General features: G+C 52.0%; 11 protein-coding genes. 7 read left to right on the forward strand and 4 right to left on the reverse strand.

Annotated elements, in window-relative coordinates:
* Positions 1-20: 20 nt before the first annotated feature.
* Entirely contained in the window at positions 21-551 is a 531-nt protein-coding gene (locus tag DVH26_RS07325) for a hypothetical protein (protein WP_239632746.1), read from the reverse strand.
* Positions 552-738: 187 nt separating this feature from the next.
* Here DVH26_RS07325 and DVH26_RS07330 point away from each other — a divergent pair, with 187 nt between their 5' ends.
* From DVH26_RS07330 to DVH26_RS07350, 5 genes are all read left to right on the forward strand, one after another.
* Entirely contained in the window at positions 739-1,041 is a 303-nt protein-coding gene (locus tag DVH26_RS07330; protein ID WP_239632748.1) for a YunC family protein, read from the forward strand.
* Positions 1,042-1,215: 174 nt separating this feature from the next.
* Positions 1,216-2,820 carry a LytS/YhcK type 5TM receptor domain-containing protein gene (locus DVH26_RS07335; protein ID WP_239632750.1) on the forward strand — a complete coding sequence of 535 codons (1,605 nt, stop codon included), beginning with the start codon at positions 1,216-1,218 and terminating at the stop codon, positions 2,818-2,820.
* Positions 2,821-2,825: 5 nt separating this feature from the next.
* Positions 2,826-3,605, forward strand: a complete 780-nt coding sequence (locus tag DVH26_RS07340) for a LytR/AlgR family response regulator transcription factor (protein WP_239632752.1) — start codon at positions 2,826-2,828, stop codon at positions 3,603-3,605.
* A gap of 130 nt (positions 3,606-3,735) precedes the next feature.
* Positions 3,736-5,829: a carbon starvation CstA family protein gene (locus DVH26_RS07345; protein ID WP_239632754.1), complete on the forward strand. Its 2,094-nt coding sequence runs from the start codon at positions 3,736-3,738 to the stop codon at positions 5,827-5,829.
* Positions 5,822-6,025 (forward strand): YbdD/YjiX family protein, encoded by a 204-nt coding sequence (locus tag DVH26_RS07350; RefSeq protein WP_239632756.1) that lies wholly within the window; start codon positions 5,822-5,824, stop codon positions 6,023-6,025. Before DVH26_RS07345 ends, DVH26_RS07350 begins: the two co-directional genes overlap by 8 nt.
* A 60-nt stretch (positions 6,026-6,085) precedes the next feature.
* On the opposite strand, the gene DVH26_RS07355 is transcribed toward DVH26_RS07350, so the two are convergent.
* The 3 genes from DVH26_RS07355 to DVH26_RS07365 form a co-directional block, all read right to left on the reverse strand.
* The gene (locus DVH26_RS07355; RefSeq protein WP_239632758.1) at positions 6,086-6,571 is read right to left on the reverse strand and encodes a dihydrofolate reductase; all 486 of its coding nucleotides are present in this window, start codon (positions 6,569-6,571) and stop codon (positions 6,086-6,088) included.
* Positions 6,572-6,722: 151 nt separating this feature from the next.
* Positions 6,723-8,027 (reverse strand): ABC transporter substrate-binding protein, encoded by a 1,305-nt coding sequence (locus DVH26_RS07360; protein WP_239632760.1) that lies wholly within the window; start codon positions 8,025-8,027, stop codon positions 6,723-6,725.
* A gap of 45 nt (positions 8,028-8,072) precedes the next feature.
* Positions 8,073-9,533 carry a hypothetical protein gene (locus tag DVH26_RS07365; protein ID WP_239632762.1) on the reverse strand — a complete coding sequence of 487 codons (1,461 nt, stop codon included), beginning with the start codon at positions 9,531-9,533 and terminating at the stop codon, positions 8,073-8,075.
* 196 nt (positions 9,534-9,729) lie between these two features.
* Here DVH26_RS07365 and DVH26_RS07370 point away from each other — a divergent pair, with 196 nt between their 5' ends.
* Together DVH26_RS07370 and DVH26_RS07375 are read left to right on the forward strand one after the other, a co-directional pair.
* Complete coding sequence (locus DVH26_RS07370) at positions 9,730-10,584, forward strand: helix-turn-helix transcriptional regulator (RefSeq protein WP_239632764.1); 855 nt, start codon at positions 9,730-9,732, stop codon at positions 10,582-10,584.
* A gap of 139 nt (positions 10,585-10,723) precedes the next feature.
* Positions 10,724-17,842, forward strand: coding sequence for a phosphodiester glycosidase family protein (locus DVH26_RS07375; protein ID WP_239632766.1), 7,119 nt, complete (start codon positions 10,724-10,726; stop codon positions 17,840-17,842).
* Positions 17,843-17,935 lie beyond the last annotated feature (93 nt).

Here is a 17,935-nt window from a genome sequence, read left to right on the forward strand (position 1 = left end):
CCGCCTTTTTCTAGCTCGTCCTATCGGCTGACGGCAAAATCGTCGATTTCATTAATTTTGAACAAATACACTTGCTTTTCGTCGACATGATAAACGCTCACATTCCCGTTCGACGGGTCGAAGTTGAGAATACGGCACGGAATGTTCAGCTTGACGCCTTTGCCCTTCACAACGGTAAGTCTAACCAGCGAGTTGCTTTGTTTATATTGTTGAAGTTGATCCCAGATGGCCTGATGAGGATCGGGTCCGGCTGTCGGATTTTCCGGCTGTGTGACTCCGCCTCCATCGGGAGGAACGGCGGCTTCTTTCGGCTGCCCGCCCGGCTTCGTCGCGGCTTCGGTCGGCCTCGGCTTACTGATCGTCTCACGCAGCACGGCCTCTATGTAGGTACCTAATTCAACCCCCTCTTTGATCTGATAGTCCTTTACCTCATCTACGTTTAGCAGGTGAAGCAGCTTCTCTAGGGCTCGCCCGTTCGTCTCGTCTTCAATGAGAATGTCTACGTTGAAAAGATATTTGCGTTTGCCGATTCGGTGTTGGTCCGCCTCCATAACTGCCCTCCTTAAGACCTAGTAATCCTCCCTAACTATACCACTTTTTATGGGAATAAAGTAGGGGATAATCGCTTTTTGTATCTTTTTTATAAAATTGACAGGATTCCCCCGAGCTTGAATCACCTGTATCGGAGCAGGCTCATATAATGAATTGCATGCTGAATGAAAAAAGGAGATGCTGACGATGATGCGCATGGAACCCGTAACGCTTGACGGCTTCACCGCATTGGCTATCGAGGTTAAGCTGCCCAAAACGACCCTCCTTGCGGTGACAACCGATAAGGGATATATAATGTGCGGAGCGCTTGACGTTGGGCTGTTGAATGAAAGATTGAAGGACCGCCGCATTATTGCTGCCAGAGCTACCGGGGTACGCACGATTGAAGAGCTGCTCGAGGCTCCGTTGGAATCGGTCACGTACGAAGCGGAGGAGCTTGGCATCGTTCCGGGAATGAAGGGAAGAGACGCCGTTATCAAAATGTTTTAAGGCGGCAATCCTTGTGATCTGGACAAAACCGTATTCAAGCAGCGTATCCCTACAGGATTCGGCTGCTTTTTGGTTTTTCGGGGGAGTTCACTTCTAGCGTTTACGTCAAGCCCGATGGATGTATAATAGTAGCTACATACGGAATGTTTCCGGCCGGGACGGTGTGAGCCAAGCATGTTTTATTTAATGGTAGATATGTTCGAAAGAGTGGGCTTTCTGATTGCCATGGCCTTTGTGTTCTCCCGAAGCAAATGGATGAGAAGCTATATGAGCTACCAGGGTGACAGAAGGAATCATTGGCGGTTTCTTATTTTCTTCAGCTTGTATTCTATTCTCGGCACGTATTCGGGAGTTACAGTGTCTCAATATGACTATAAGCCAGCGCCCTGGATCGGTTATGTATCCCCAACTGCAGCGATTGCCAACTCGCGCACGGTAGGCGTAGTCATTGCCGGGCTGCTCGGAGGCGTCAGGAGCGGCTTCATCGTCGGAGCCGTGGCCGGACTTCACCGGTACAGTCTGGGCGGCTTCGTCGCCGTTGCCTGCATGATCGCACCGATGCTGCAGGGGATTCTTGGAGGCTTGTGCCGCAACGCCTTGAAAAGAAGGTTCAGGAACATGTCGACCGTTCCATTGGCGTTTATCGTCGGCTTCGTCGCGGAAATGATGCAGATGGCGCTGATTCTCGCTTTGGCCAGGCCATGGGATGAGGCGTTCGGACTCGTCATGATGATCGGGATTCCGCAAACCTTGGCCAACAGCACCGGAGTGGCGATGTTTTTCATGGTATATAACACGATCCAGCTTGAGGAGGATCGGATAGGTAACGAGCACGCCCGTAAAGCGCTCCATATTGCCGATCTGACCATGCCGCAGTGGAAGCTCGGATTTCACGAGGCGGTGCGGTCGGTTACGGCGACATTGCACGAGGAGACGCGTGCGGTTGGCGCGTTATTTTACTCCGGCGGCAGCGATCAGGTGATGGAGGGACGCAAGACACCTTATTGGATCGATCTCCCGTTGGAAACGCAAGGGAACAAAACGATAGGCCATTTTCGCCTGTTCTACGAGCGGCAGCAGGACGACAGCCCGTCCAGGCGGAGAATGCTCGGATCGCTTGCGCAGCTGCTGTCACAGCAGTATGCGTCGGCGGAGGGGGAACGCCATGCGCAGCTGCTGGCGGATGCGGAGATCCGCTCGCTGCAGGCCCAGATGAGCCCGCACTTTATGTTTAACGTGCTGAACACCGTGAAATCCTTTATCAGGACAAGGCCGGAGGATGCCAGGCAGCTGATTACCCATTTGTCCAAATGGATGCGCAGCAACATGAACAACAGCAGCAGGACGCTGATTTCCATCCGCGACGAGCTGGATATGGTGAAGGCGTATTTGACGCTGACCAAAGCAAGGCTCGGCGATCAGCTGGAATTTGTAACGGACATAGACGAGAGAGCGTTAAACCGCCTCATTCCTCCTTTTACGATTCAGCCTCTTGTAGAAAATGCACTGGTCCACGGGTTAAAGCGAATCGAGCGAACCGGCGTTATTATTTTGCGTATATGGCAGGAGGAAGAGGGAGAGCAAGCCAAGGTGCACATTACGGTTGAAGATAACGGAGTAGGGATGCAGCAGGACAAGCTTCGGACTCAGGAGGAGCATGCCGGTCTCGCACTTGAGAATATTGAGCAAAGACTGAGATATCACTATGGCATAGAGCAGGCACTTAGCATTGAGAGCCGTCAGAACGAGGGAACGAAAATAAGCTTTTGGGTGAGGTGAACCGGATGGGATGGAAGATTGTCATTGCGGATGATGAAGCGCCGGCAAGAGAGGAGCTTAGCTTTCTGGTCGGTAACATGAGCGAAGTGGAGACGGTTGTCGTGGCGACCGGAGGAATGGATGCCATCAAAAAAGTGCGGGAGACCAAGCCCGATCTGCTGTTCCTCGATATGGACATGCCGGATTTGAACGGGCTGCAGGTAGCGGAGCTGGTCGGAGAGCTGGATCCGCGGGTGAAGGTAGTATTTTCTACCGCTTACGATCAATATGCGGTGAATGCCTTCAAGCTGAGGGCATTTCATTATATATTGAAGCCTTATGACGACGAAGATGTGGAAGCAGTATTTCGCGAGCTGCGCCAAGTAAGTCAGAAGGAATCTGGCGGTGGCGGCGACACTGGCGCCCTCCTCCGCGAGCAGGAGCGGCAAGGACAGCCTCAGCCGCAATCGGCTTGTGTGAAGCTTGCGTTGGAGCTAGAGGACGGAATCAAGTATGTTTCACCCAAAGATATCGTATACATCAGTAAGGAAGGCAAGCATGTCCAGGTGCATACCTGGGATCAGGCTTATGAGGTTGCTTATACGCTTCAGGATTTGGAAGGGAAGCTTGGGCCTTACGGGCTGTTCCGCTGTCACAAAAGCTATCTGGTGCAGCTCGAATCGATAGCGGAAATGAAGTCCTGGGTCAACGGCGCCTACAATCTCGTGATGAACGATGCGGTGCACAGCAAGGTTCCGGTGAGCCGGAACTATGTCAAGGAGCTGCGTTTGAAGCTCGAAATTTAGCATCTTAGAAAGCCTCCCCGACATGATGCGCCTAAGCGGTTTTCAGAGGATTGCTGCGAGGGTATACTACTTGCAAGCGCTATCATGAAAGCGTTACCGCATTCTTATGTTATCCTTGGGGGGATTCCTAATGGCAAAAAGCATCAAGTCCATTTTCATTTGGGGACTTATTTCCGTACTCGGAGCCATAGGCTTTGCAGTACTTGCATTGAATCGGGGAGAATCCATCAATGCGATGTGGCTAGTTGTAGCGGCGGTTGCCTGCTATGCGGTCGCCTACCGGTTTTACAGCAAGTTTCTGGCTAACAAAGTATTCGGATTGGACGATAACCGCAAGACGCCGGCCGAGCTGAAGAACGACGGCAAAGACTACGTTCCGACGAACAAATGGGTTTTGTTCGGCCATCATTTTGCGGCAATTGCCGGAGCGGGTCCGCTGGTCGGCCCGGTTTTGGCGGCGCAAATGGGCTATTTGCCCGGTACGCTGTGGATCGTTATCGGCGTTATTCTGGGCGGCGCCGTGCAGGACTTTGTCATTCTATTCGCATCCACCCGCCGGAACGGCAAATCGCTGGGTGAAATGATCAAGGATGAGCTGGGGCCGGTGACAGGTGCGATTGCCATGGTCGGCATTTTGGGCATCATGATTATCCTGCTCGCCGTGCTGGCGCTGGTTGTCGTGAAGGCTTTGATAGGAAGCCCTTGGGGGATGTTCACGATCGCCGCGACGATTCCTATCGCCGTGCTGATGGGCTTCTATATGCGGTACATTCGCCCGGGACGCGTAGCGGAAGCCTCCTTGATGGGAGTCGTGCTGCTGTTCGCCGCACTTATTGCCGGCAAATATGTGGCTGAGACGCCTGCGCTATCCGCGATGTTCAATTTCAGCGGCGAAACCATCGCCCTGATGATGATCGCCTACGGCTTCATCGCTTCGGCATTGCCGGTATGGCTGCTGCTGGCGCCGCGCGACTACTTGAGCACCTTCTTGAAAATCGGCACCATCGTCGGCTTGGCGCTAGGAATTCTGGTTGTTATGCCGGATCTGGCTATGCCTTCGACAACGAAATTTATCGACGGAACCGGCCCGGTATTCGCCGGCAACTTGTTCCCGTTCCTGTTCATTACGATAGCCTGCGGTGCCGTATCCGGGTTCCATGCACTCGTATCGTCCGGAACGACACCTAAGATGCTGGAGCGGGAATCCCACGCACGCCCGATCGGATACGGAGCGATGCTGATGGAATCGTTCGTAGCTATCATGGCGCTTATCGCTGCGTGCGTCATTACGCCGGGCACCTATTTTGCGATTAACAGCCCGGCGGCGGCTATCGGCACGGATGCGGTAAAAGCTGCCGCGACGATCACGTCCTGGGGCTTCACCATTACGCCGGACGATTTGACGACGATGGCCAAGGATGTCGGCGAAACGACGATTTTATCGCGAACCGGCGGAGCGCCTACGTTCGCTATCGGCATGGCTCATATTCTCTCCAATGTCATCGGAGGTAAAGCTTTGATGGCGTTCTGGTACCATTTTGCCATCCTGTTCGAGGCTTTGTTTATCCTCACGACGATAGACGCGGGGACACGGGTAGGACGGTTTATGGTGCAGGAAATATTGGGCAGCGTCATTAAACCGCTTGGCAATACAGAGTCTATGGCAGGCAACGTCATCGCGACGGCCATTTGTGTCGCCGGCTGGGGCTACTTCCTGTACCAAGGGGTTATTGACCCGCTGGGCGGAATCAACTCGCTCTGGGCGCTGTTCGGCATCGCCAACCAAATGCTTGCGGGCATGGCGCTGCTGCTGGGCTCCACCATCCTGCTCAAGATGGGTAAAAAAGCTTATGCATGGGTTACGCTGCTGCCTACGACATGGCTGCTCATCGTTACGATGAGCGCAGGCTGGCAGAAGCTGTTCCATCCGGCTGCCAAAATCGGTTTCCTCAGCCATGCCGCACAGTATAAAGATGCGCTTGCAGCCGGCAAGCTGCTCGCTCCGGCGGCGAATGCCGAGCAGATGAGGCAGATTATTACGAATGATTATTTGGACGCCGCCCTGTGCGCGCTGTTTATGATCATAGTAATCGCCGTACTGATCGCTTCCATCCGGGTATGGTTCCGGGTGCTGAACAATAAGCCTGCCCCGCTCGTGGAAGCCCCTTACGTGGCTCGCGCCGGCGAGGGCGGAGGCGGCAGGGAGGTGCCGAAATATGTTTGAGGCGGTCCGCGAAGTGCTGAAGTACCGCAATCAATTTCTGGATTTGCTGGTCGGCGTGCCGAACTATGAACGGTATGTCGAGCATATGAAAGAGTGTCATCCCGGCGAGCCGATCCCGTCGCGGGAGCAGTTTTTCCGGGAAGCTCAGGACGCGCGCTACAATGCCAAAGGAGGCAAAGTCTCGCGCTGCTGCTAGGGGAAATAAGTGTAGCCGCAACCTTCAGTAGAGGGCTGCGGCTTTTTACTGTAGTGGTGCTTACTTCTCTTGCTTCCGTTCCAGCGTGTAGTAAGTGTAAGGATACAGGCTTGTTTCCACGCGCTGCTCGTATGTAACGTCAAACTGCTGCCAATCGAACGCAGGGAAGTAAATGTTCCCTTCGAATTCATGATCGATGACGGTCAAATAGATTTTGTCCGCATAGGGCAGTGCTTCTGCATACAGCTGGCCGCCGCCCGCTATGAATACTTCGTTCTCTTCCTGAACCGTTTGCAGCGCATCCTGCAAAGAAGTAACGGTAGTACACCGCTCTGCCTCGATATGATGGCTTCGTGAGACGACAATCGTGTTACGGCCCGGGAGAGGCTTGCCGATGGAATCGTACGTTTTTCTCCCCATGATGATGGTGTGGCCTAGCGTCAGCTCTTTAAACCGTTTTTGCTCGCCCGGGATGGTCCAGGGGATGTCTTTGTCCTGACCGATCACATTATTTTTATCGACTGCCGCTATCAAAGAAATGATCATGATGCCTGCCTCCACAACAAATATAGATAACGTCAATCATACCATATAGTCGGTTATGGGCAAGACAAAGACGGGTTATTGAATGAAAAAAGCCCTTCATGCTGCCGTAACGGCAAGATGAGGGGCTTTCGTGTGCAATGCTCACGCAACGCTATTTTTTCAAATCGGCTATCGCTTTAACAACGCCTTCCTCTACTTCCCGGAAGCCCGTATTAATATCCTTCTGATTCAGCGCCATCGGGACCAACGGAGCCCGGAACGCTTTTTCCGCTTCCGCATCGTATAAAGTTTTGGGCGAAATCGGCGCAAACTTGTTGTAGAATACCGATTTTAAATTTTTATCCTTGGCATAGCCTTCCTGGCCAAACGCGTTCTGCACGGCCTTGTCGTTTAGTACGGTCATAATGCCTTTCTTGGACAGCTCCATCTGGAATTCCTGGGAGATGAGATATTTGATGACTTCCATAGCCCGTTCTTTTTGCTTACTAATGTTGGTGATGCTGAAGTAAGTCGGATACGATTGCGAGCCGACTCCCGGGAGATCCTTGAACGTAGGGTAAGCTACCATATCCCAATTCATGCTGGACAAATCTCTCTGCACGAACATATACGACTGGTATCCGTACATGGCCAGCGTCTGGTCTTTCGTGAATAAGGCGTCGGATTCCGGAAGGGCCTTCCTTGTTTCAATACTGGTTTTGAAGGCGTCCAGCTGGGCCGGTCTCAGAATAGCCGATTCGTAAATTGTTTTCCAGCGCGGATCGCTGATTGTCGCTTTCTCCGTCTTCGGATCGACGTAAGGCAAAGAGTAGGAGTTCAGCCGGAAATAATGAATGTTGGACATGCCGAACCCGAGATACTGCTTGCCGTTATCGCTTCGAGTAAGCTGCTTGTTCAGCTCCACGACGTCATCCCACGTCATGCCGTCCTTCGGATAAGGGACGCCGAGCCGATCGAAAATATCTTTGTTGTAGAACAGCGCCATATTGTTATTAGACACGGGCAGGCCGTACATCTTGCCGTTCGAGATCATTTTCATCGCATCGATGGTTGTAGGCTCGAATTGGCTTAAATCGATTTTGTTCGCCTGAATGAGCGGGGTCATATCGTATTGCAGCTCGTATTTGAGCAGCCCGCCGACGAATTGGCCTACCGACTCCCAGTAAATGTCAATTGGTGTATTGGCCGCAAGAAGCTCTTCGAGCGACTGGCCTTTCGTCTTTTGAAAATAGGTAATTTTCCAGTTCGGAAATTTTTTGCGGAGCGCATTGCCGAACCGTTCGTCGAAGCTCTCAGGGGAGTCGCCGCTGTTGGAGAATAAAACAATTTCGGCAGGCTCGTTCAAATTAACCGCCGTGCTCGGCGCCTGTGCTTCTGTAGCCGGCTTGTTATTAGAGCATCCTGCCAGCAAGCTTGTCACTAACAAAGAACCGATCAAAGTCCATTTTCCGTACATAGTTCACCTCGAATAAAATGTTATCGTAAATAGGAAGAGTGCATCTTACGCATCCAATTGATTGCGCAAGCTCTCGATCACTTTGGCATGGGACTCCCATGCCCGTCGTCCGCTCAGCATCTGATTCGGAAACTGCTCCTTAAAGTCCGCACATGACTGTTCCAAAATATTGATGATCATGCGCAGCTCATGCACGGATACGGCATCGGGGTCGTTCTGCAGCAGCCGGATGCCGAAATAAGCGGCCTTATACTGCCGGAACAGCTCCTCCCATGCTTGGAGCGCATGTAGAGCTTCACGCCAAGTCTCGGCCAATTTTCTGCCGCCCCGGTTCATCATGGATGACAGCCTGTTCATATAGAAGGACGTTTTCTCGTCTTCCGCCCGCAGCTGAAACACCCATTCCTTAGTCGGCCGGTCGCACAGCTGCTCCGCCAGTCGGTCCACAGGCGAACCGGTCCATACGGGCAAGCGATCGGCATTGCCGTCCTTCAGGTGCTTGCGCGCATAGTCGAATGTCGGCAAATTGGAATGATCGGCCAGCCACAGCTTCTGAGGAAACAGCATTCGGCGGACAATTTCCGTCGATAACCCGACCACTTCCCAAGCCCCCTCGAAATGCTCCTTCTCCCAATCGGCTATGATCTGGTCCAGCTTAATATCGGGGTTGGCGGCGAACCTGGAGAATACTTGAAGCTCCAATTGTCCCCACGGCGTATACACGGCACTGTTCCCGGCGTCGGCGTCGTACCGGTCTAGCCGGAGACAGAACGTTTCAATTCCGAGAGTCCGGGCGTGCCGTGCACGGCGGAGCAGCAGCTCCGGCTCGGCGAACGGGAGCACCGTCTGCATCTCGTATTCATGCCCGAGATCGAACTCGATCCATTGCGGCTTCGGGCGAACCTGACTGAGAACGGGATTGTCTGGGTAATAAGGATGCCAATCGTGGGGCACACATTTGCTCATGACTCCCACCTCATCCGGCAGGCTGCGGATCGCTTTGAGCATATCGGCGATTTCATGGTCCCGGTATACAAAATCGCGGACGGTCAGCTTGGCTCCGTGCTTGCTGCAGCTGTCGAGCAGCCATTGCACCAGCTGCTTCGTTTTATTCGCCGCTGCCTCCGGACCTGTATAGGAGGACAGCACATTTTTGTCCTTGTATACCTCAAATTGGGTTTCAGCAAAGGTTAGCACCAAGCCTTCGAGGCCGGGGAGAAGTTCCTGAAGGAACTCGGCATATTTTTGCTCCAAATGCGGCTGCAAATCGGGGTGCTCCAAATCCAGCATGCCGTCGGTAACGCAGGCAGCGGGCGGCCTGTACATTTCGTGCGTCCAGCACCATACGTCGAGCCGCTGAGCTTTGGCCAGGCTGACAATTTTCCGAACTTGAGCCAAACGGTCCGGATTCGTCATCACATCGTCCGCATGATGGACCAAATGATGGCTTAAATGGATTGCACTTACGCCTCCGTAACGCTCTGCGAGCTTCAAAGTATGTTTCATGTAACGTTCATTCAGCGTTAAAGGAAGATAATGCAAATTCATCTGGATTCAAGCTCACCACCTTATTGAAGTTGAAAGGGTTTTCAAATATACTTTATAATATCGCAATTATGCATTATATTCTTGCTAATAAATTGCTTAAAAGTCTCATAATTCACATATATTGCGAATATTGCATCGATATAGGGGGCAAGAAATGCAGGAATACAGGCTGTTTCAATACAATAACGAAGGCCGCACGCTTCATTTCAGTCACCTGCTGCGCAAAAGTCCATACGATCAGAAGAAAAGCCACGTTCATGAAAAGCATTATGAAATTTATTTTTTGCTTTCGGGAGAGCGCAATTATTTTATTCAGGACCGGGTACTGGCGGCGCAAAAGGGCGATCTCGTCATCGTCAATAAAAACGAGCTGCATCATACGGCAGACCGGGGAGAGCCCGGGCATGAGCGGCTTCTCATTAATTTCACGGACGAGTTTATCCGTCTGCAGGAGGGGGAAGGGCCGGCGCTGCTGCCGTTTCCGAACGGTTCGGGGGTGCTTAAGCTGAGCTGGGACGATCAGGCCGTCGTCAAAACTCTCATGTTCAAAATGATGGAGGAGCTGAAGACGGAGCCTGTAGGGTACTCTTTGTTTGTTCGGTCCTTGCTGACCGAGCTGCTGCTGTTGATTTGCCGCTGGGGTGACCGCAAGGAGACCGATTCGGATTCCCGGAAGCCGCTTCACGAGAAAATTTCGCAAATCGCGCGACACATCATGAAGCATTACAAAGAAGAGCTGTCGATTGCTGCGCTGTCCGAGCAGTTTTTTATAAGTCCGTACTATCTTTGCCGCATGTTCAAGAAGCTGACGGGAGTCGGCATCGTCGAGTACATTCAGATCGCGAGAGTAAAGGAAGCGCAGCGGCTGCTTGTCGAAACGGATGAGAAAATCATCGCTATTGCGGAAGCGGTGGGGTACGACAATTTGGGGCATTTTAACCGGATCTTTAAAAAAATCGCGTTTATCAGCCCTCTTCAGTACAGGAAGAAGATGAGGGCGAATAAGTAGCACTCCAGGTAAGCCATTTACAAATTCTTTTTATAATTAATCAATTCATTTTACATATGCCCATCATAATAGTTATCATATCCAGCCGATCCCTGATCATCCAGGGTTCGGCCGCTATTATGATTGGAGGCTAATTCGAATGATGTTTACAAGAAAACGACGACGATTTACCGGTTATTTAATGGCTGTTGTCATGCTGCTCTCTTTTTTGCAGCTGTACACGCCGGCTCTGGCCAGCACACTCCCGGCGACGACATACGGCCAAGTGACCGATATGCGCCAAATGGAGCTCGCTCCGGGAGCAACCTACACGTGGTACGACATGAACATCGACCGCGGAAAGGAAAAGATGCACTTCGTCGAATTCGATCCTAAGAACCCGAATCTTGAACTGCAAGCCGGTACCAAATCCGGAAAAGTGTACGGCATGCAAGGCGTCACGGCGATGGCTAATTACGCGGACAAGCCAGGTAACCGTGTTATCGCAGGCATCAATGGCGACTTTTATGATCTGACCGGTTATTCGACCGGTGTGCCGAACGGTTTGTTCATGGACGACGGGCGGATTTTGAACAGCTCCACCAGTTCGTTCGCCTTCGGATTAAAGAGCGACGGCACCTCCGTTTACGGTTCGCCCAGGCTGACCAAGACCGTGACCATCGGCGGTGTGCCGACGAATCTGACACATATTAACCGTTATAGGGAGAATAACCAGCTTGTCCTTTATACTTCGGATTATAATACTTCTACGATGACGACGAATCTTGGGGACGAAGTGGTTTTGGACGTGATTCAAGGAGAAGTGAAAAGCGGCCAGACGATGCTGCTTAAGGTGAACTCGATCCGTAAAGATCAAGGCAGCTCCCCCCTGGAACCGGGGAAAGTCGTACTGTCCGCATCAGGCACGGCCCGTTCGTTATTATCAGCCGTTCAGATCGGTGATGAAATTACAGCAAGCTTCGCATTGGACGGCGAATGGCAGGACGTGACGGTTGCTATCGGAGGACAGGGCCCGTTGATTAAAAACGGCGCAGTTCAGACTAACGTTGGGCCGGAGGGAGTCCATCCCCGTACGGCCATCGGTACAAAGTCGGACGGAACGGTAGTATTGTTTGAAATTGACGGACGTGCTCCCGGATTCAGCGAAGGTGTGGAGACGGTGGAGCTCGCCAACATTTTGAAGGATCTGGGCGTTGTGGATGCGATGAATCTGGACGGCGGCGGCTCCTCTACGTTTATAGCCAAGCTTCCGGGTGAAACGGCAAGGAAAATGTTGAACCGCGGCTCCGACGGTGGGGAGCGGCAAACCGGCAACGGTCTGCTGCTTGTTAATAAAGCGCCGGAAGGTCCGGCGGCGAAGCTGGTTGTCCAGCCGGGGATGGAACGTATTCTGGCCGGCTCCAGCTTGACGTTCAAATCCGCAGGGATCGATGCAGGCGGACATCCTGCGAATTATTCGGAAGCGGAAACATGGAACGCGGATTCGGCTATCGGAACCATTACATCAGGTGGGGTTTTTACTGCCGGAAATCAGCGAGGCTCCGGTAAAATACGCGTATCTGCAGGCTCTTTGCAAGGGGAAGCCGATATTGAGGTTGTAGATCAATTAACGGAGCTCAAATTCCCGGATGAAGTGAAGACATTTAATAGCGGTGCTGTCTCGACTTTGTCGGTTGCGGCTTTGCGAAACGGACAAGTCATTCAAGCAAGCAACGACAGCTTTGAATGGAGAGTCGAAGGACCGATCGGAACGATAGATGCGAACGGCACGTTCCGAGCCACCAGCGCCAACGATCAATCCGGAACGATCTATGTAAAGCATGGCAGCGTAGAAACATCTATGAAAGTAACGGTCGGCGTTCCTCCTGTCGTATTGGAAGACTTCGAGAACGGTCTGGGCAATTACATGGCCGCCGGAGCGGCATATACGTCCGTAAGCATAGATGAGGAGAAAAATCAGGATTTTGTACGCTTAGGCAATGCGTCTTTGAAGCTGTCGTATGATTTTAGAGGAAAGACCGGCACTTCCGGCGCCTATTTGCAAGCAAAATCGACGGCTACACGCATACAGGTTCCCGGCTATCCCGAGAAAATCGGCATGTGGGTTTACGGAGACGGGGAAGCGCACTGGCTAAGAGGCCAGATGCGGGACGGCAACAATGTTGCCTTTGCCATTGATTTTACAGATCAGACTGCCGGAGTCAATTGGAAAGGGTGGAAATACATTGAGGCCGCCGTTCCAAAAGGGAAAGCTACCCCGCTGACGATGGACATGCCTGTTCGATACATGGAGACGAGCAATACCAAGAAGACGGCAGGCGCTTTGTATATCGATGGAATTCGTGCAGTGTACGGACCGCTAACCGAGGATCGGACTCCTCCGATTATCAAAAACGAATTTCCGGAGGCTAATTCCGTCGTCAAAACCAATATTCCGCAAATTCGTGCAATTGGAGAAGATGACGGCTATGATCCTGTGAAGCATCCGGGAACGACATTGATCGATCCTAATACGATTCGGGTGTATATAGACGGAACGCTCGTAACCCATGGATTGTATCCGCCGGAAGGACGCATTACTTATAAACCGGCCACACCGTTGGATGATGGGATTCACCGTGTGAAGATGGCGGTACGCGACCTTGAGGGCAACCAAACGATAAAAGAATGGGATTTTATTGTCGATACCGGATCGGCTAAGTTCAAATATGCCACTCCTGCAGATGTGTACGCCGGACATTCCTATTCGGTTGAATTAACGGGGGAAAGAATCGCCCAGCTTCGCGCCGGCCATCTGGAATTCGCTTTTGATCCTTCCCGGACGACTCCATTGTCCGTTGTCAAAAGCGATAAGCTGAGCGATAGTCACATTCAGCAGCAGATCGATCCGGCTACCGGTAATGTGAGAGTGACTTTCTCCGATCTGGACTCGATCGCCGGGTTAACGGATAGCGATGTGCTTGCCCGCATCACATATCAGGTGAAGGGGGACGCCAGCGGAACGAACGTCATTGCCTTCCGCTCCAGCTCCATCCTGTTGACCGGGTCGGCAGAATATAAAAACTACGTCGGTGCTTCCATGCAATCCGCCGTCAAGCAGGAGCTTCGTTTAAGCTGGGATGATAATTACGCTCAAGGCTTGACTACAACCTTTACGGTTACCGACGAAGGCGGGGCACCGGTAGAAGGCGCCAAATTGTTAGCGAATGGTATCGAAGTTGGCGATGGTTCCCTTAGAACGGATTCTAGGGGTAAGCTGTCGACAAATCGTCTGACGGAGACGTTATCTACTTATTCCGTCCAAGCGGCGAAGGGAGAGCAGTACAGCCTTGTCAGCACATTTACGGTTTCAAAACCGGCCGGTTCAGCGATACCGAATAACATCAGTGTAACGATGGGAGCGGATCCGGCCGTGTCACGCGGATTCACATGGCACACGAATCTGGCAACGGACAAAACTGTCGTAGAAGTCGTGAAAGCATCCGAATTTACGGATTTCAGCCAGAGTAACGTGGTTCGTTTCAATGGCACGAGCTACTTGTTCAACACGCTGGATATCGGAACGATTCGTGTTCATAAGGCTACCGCAGATGCTTTGGAACCGGGAACGGCTTATGTATATCGCGTAGGCGATGGAGAAGGCAACTATAGTGCGCAAGGCAGCTTCAAGACAGCACCGCGCACCGGAGATCAAACCGAGTTTCTTGTCTTCGGAGATTCGCAGGCAGCGGATGCGGCAGGCTTCAAAATTTGGGGAGATACCTTGAAGCAGGCGATGACAGAGCGGCCTCAGGCGGAATTCATCGTCCACGTAGGCGATATGGTCGATAGCGGGTTCAAGGAGCAGGAATGGAACTGGTGGTTCGAAAAGGCGCAGCCTCAGCTGATGAGCACTACAGCTATTACCGTAGTGGGTAATCACGAGGTGATGGGAACCAAAGGCAACGGAGACTTCCTGGCCCATTTCAATCATCCGCAGAACGGTTCGGATAGCCAAAAGGGAACTAATTATTCATTTGATTATAAGAACATTCATATTGCTGTGCTTAACAGTGAATACGTTGATGGCTCCGGTCAAACGGAATGGCTGCGTAACGATCTGATGCACACGGACAAACCGTGGAAAATCGTATTTTTCCACCGCGGACCTTACGGCAGCATCTACGATACGGAGAATGTGAGGACTGCATGGACTCCTGTATTCGACGAATTCGGGGTCGATCTTGTTATGAACGGTCATGATCACATCTATCTTAGAACATACCCGATGAAAAACAACCAGAAGGCTGTAGACGGAAAGGGAACAAGCTATATTATTCCCGGCGCGACAGGCCCTAAGTTTTACGAGTTGACTCCGAGACCTTGGCAGATGGTTGTGGATGATGAAAATACACAGATGTTCAGCTCTGTCGTAATTGATGGTGAGAAGCTGAAAGTTGTAACTAAAACGATTGGCGGACGCGTTGTTGATACGTTCGAAATCTCGAAGCGCGACGAGATTGCTTCTATTGAATTAAAAGGAAGCAGCTCCTTGAAGGTGGGACAAACCGATAAGGCGGTGACGGAGGCTGTATACGACTCCGGCCGAAGAACGGTACTGAGTGAAGGCGTCACTTATACAAGCAGTGTGAGTAGTGTAGCAACGATCAATGGCGCTGGCGAAATTAGCGCCTTGGCAGCAGGCGAGACAGTGATCTCCGCAACCTACGGCGGCAAGAGCGCATCGTACAAGCTGATCGTATCGGCGGAAGAGCCTGTACTGACCGGTATTACGGTTGAAGGTCCTTCGATACTGAAGATCGGTGGAATGGGAACGGCAGTGACCCAAGCGGTCTATAGCGATGGAAGTAAAGTTCCTGTAAAGAAAGGCGTTACGTACGCCAGCAGCGTGAAGAGCGTTGCGACGATCGATGGAGCGGGCACAATTAACGCCGTGGCAGCAGGTGAGACAGTGATCTCCGCAACCTACGGCGGCAAGAGCGCATCGTACAAGCTGATCGTTTCGGCAGAAGAGCCTGAGCTGAGCAGTATTACGGTTGAAGGTCCTTCGAAATTGAAGATCGGCGGAACGGGAACGGCAGTGACCCAAGCGGTCTATAGCGATGGAAGTAAAGTTCCAGTAACGAAAGGCATCACGTACGCCAGCAGCGTGAAGAACGTGGCGACGATCGATGGAGCGGGCACAATTAACGCTCTGGCTGCAGGCGAGACGGTAATCTCCGCAACCTACGGCGGCAAGAGCGCATCGTACAAGCTGATCGTATCGGCGGAAGAGCCTGTACTGACCGGTATTACGGTTGAAGGTCCTTCGATACTGAAGATCGGTGGAATGGGAACGGCAGTGACCCAAGCGGTCTATAGCGATGGAAGTAAAGTTCCTGTAAAGAAAGGCGTTACGTACGCCAGCAGCGTGAAGAGCGTTGCGACGATCGATGGAGCGGGCACAATTAACGCCGTGGCAGCAGGTGAGACAGTGATCTCCGCAACCTACGGCGGCAAGAGCGCATCGTACAAGCTGATCGTTTCGGCAGAAGAGCCTGAGCTGAGCAGTATTACGGTTGAAGGTCCTTCGAAATTGAAGATCGGCGGAACGGGAACGGCAGTGACCCAAGCGGTCTATAGCGATGGAAGTAAAGTTCCAGTAACGAAAGGCATCACGTACGCCAGCAGCGTGAAGAACGTGGCGACGATCGATGGAGCGGGCACAATTAACGCTCTGGCTGCAGGCGAGACGGTAATCTCCGCAACCTATGGCGGCAAGAGCGCATCGTACAAGCTGATCGTATCGGCAGAAGAGCCTGTGCTGATCGGTATTACGGTTGAAGGTCCTTCGGCTCTTGTAATTGGTGAACGAGGAACGGCAGTAACCAATGCCGTTTATAGCGATGGATTAAGTGTTCCTTTAGTTCATGGTGTCAATTACGATAGCAGCATGAAAAACGTTGCCTCGGTTGATGAAGCAGGACGTATTCTAGCACTGGGTGTCGGTGAGACGGAGATATCAGCCAAGTACGGAGACAAGACGGCTTCTTATAAGCTGACGGTATCCATGCCGCGCAGATCGAATAGCTCAGGTTCCGGCTCATCAGCACCGGTAGTCAATGAGGGAAGCAAGCCGGGTCGAGTGGAAGTAACTTATGAGATTTTAAATGCCGGCAGCGATCAAAATCAGGTTGTAATCAAAGTATCGGATCCATTGAATGAGATCGTCCTTCCGGGAAATGCCGCAGAGCTGCTTCAAAATAAAGCTCTCCAGGTCCAAGGCATGAACCTGGTCATTACCATCCCTGCCAATGTACTAAAAGCCATTGCGGGTATGGTGCCGGCAGAGCAGCAGGGCGATAGTACCATTAGCTTGAGCGTGACCGCATTGGATGCATCCAATGCTAACGAGCTTCTTGCCAATGCACAGCTTCTTGCGGAAGCAGAGCTTAAAGCAGCCGGCGACGTGCTGGAATTCCGTTTGACGCTTACTACAAAGCAAGGCAAGACAGTGTCGCTCAGCAAGTTTGAAGAGCCTCTTACGATTTCTCTTCCTTTGAGTGCCGGTGCAAATACAGAGTTGGCAGGCATCTATTATATTGCCGACGACCAAACCATTGAATATATTCCCGGCTCGATGAAAGAGGGAATGGTTACAGCACCCATTAACCATTTTAGCAAGTACTCCGTGCTGGAATATAACAAAACGTTTGAAGATGTGAAACAGACCCACTGGGCGTGGGGAACCATCAGATCTCTTGCAGCGAAGCATCTGGTTCAAGGGATGACCGCGGATCAGTTCGCTCCGGACAAGACAGTGACCCGCGCAGAGTTTGCAGCCATGCTGGTTCGGCTGTTAGGAATTAAAGGGTCTGTAAACGGAACGGCCGCATTTGTAGATATAGCACCGGATCAGTGGTATGCAGAGCCGGTTAGACTTGCCGCTCAGGCAGGGATCGTTAATGGCATCGGCGAATCGAAGTTCGCGCCGAACGCTGAGATCAAACGTCAGGAAATGGCGGCAATGCTAATGCGCGCCTATGCGTACGCCAATGGAGGAGAAACAAAAGGTGCCGCAGACTCCCGTTTCGAGGATATGACGAACGCACCGGATTGGGCCAAGCAAGCCGTAGGTGCAGCAGCATCATTAGGACTGGTGAACGGGCGCTCGGATTCGCTGTTCCAACCACACGGTGAGGGGACGCGTGCAGAAAGCGCACAAATCATCTACAACTTGTACAAAATCATAGAACAAAAGAAATCAACGGAGCAGTAAAAGTAAATTGCTACATCATAGGAGCAGAAGAGAAGAGAGGACACGACCCTTCGTGTCTTCTCTTTTTACTTGAAAAACCCCACAATGAGGACG

It is taken from the genome of Paenibacillus sp. H1-7, assembly GCF_022354825.1.
Taxonomy (GTDB): Bacteria; Bacillota; Bacilli; order Paenibacillales; family NBRC-103111; genus Paenibacillus_S.

What these genes read in the sequence shown, in the direction of transcription:
- DVH26_RS07355 (WP_239632758.1), bottom strand. Translation starts at nt 6,571, where the DNA reads ATGATCATTTCTTTGATAGCGGCAGTCGATAAAAATAATGTGATCGGT.
- DVH26_RS07335 (WP_239632750.1), top strand. Translation starts at nt 1,216, where the DNA reads ATGTTTTATTTAATGGTAGATATGTTCGAAAGAGTGGGCTTTCTGATT.
- DVH26_RS07345 (WP_239632754.1), top strand. Translation starts at nt 3,736, where the DNA reads ATGGCAAAAAGCATCAAGTCCATTTTCATTTGGGGACTTATTTCCGTA.
- DVH26_RS07340 (WP_239632752.1), top strand. Translation starts at nt 2,826, where the DNA reads ATGGGATGGAAGATTGTCATTGCGGATGATGAAGCGCCGGCAAGAGAG.
- DVH26_RS07360 (WP_239632760.1), bottom strand. Translation starts at nt 8,027, where the DNA reads ATGTACGGAAAATGGACTTTGATCGGTTCTTTGTTAGTGACAAGCTTG.
- DVH26_RS07325 (WP_239632746.1), bottom strand. Translation starts at nt 551, where the DNA reads ATGGAGGCGGACCAACACCGAATCGGCAAACGCAAATATCTTTTCAAC.
- DVH26_RS07370 (WP_239632764.1), top strand. Translation starts at nt 9,730, where the DNA reads ATGCAGGAATACAGGCTGTTTCAATACAATAACGAAGGCCGCACGCTT.
- DVH26_RS07375 (WP_239632766.1), top strand. Translation starts at nt 10,724, where the DNA reads ATGATGTTTACAAGAAAACGACGACGATTTACCGGTTATTTAATGGCT.
- DVH26_RS07350 (WP_239632756.1), top strand. Translation starts at nt 5,822, where the DNA reads ATGTTTGAGGCGGTCCGCGAAGTGCTGAAGTACCGCAATCAATTTCTG.
- DVH26_RS07330 (WP_239632748.1), top strand. Translation starts at nt 739, where the DNA reads ATGATGCGCATGGAACCCGTAACGCTTGACGGCTTCACCGCATTGGCT.
- DVH26_RS07365 (WP_239632762.1), bottom strand. Translation starts at nt 9,533, where the DNA reads ATGAAACATACTTTGAAGCTCGCAGAGCGTTACGGAGGCGTAAGTGCA.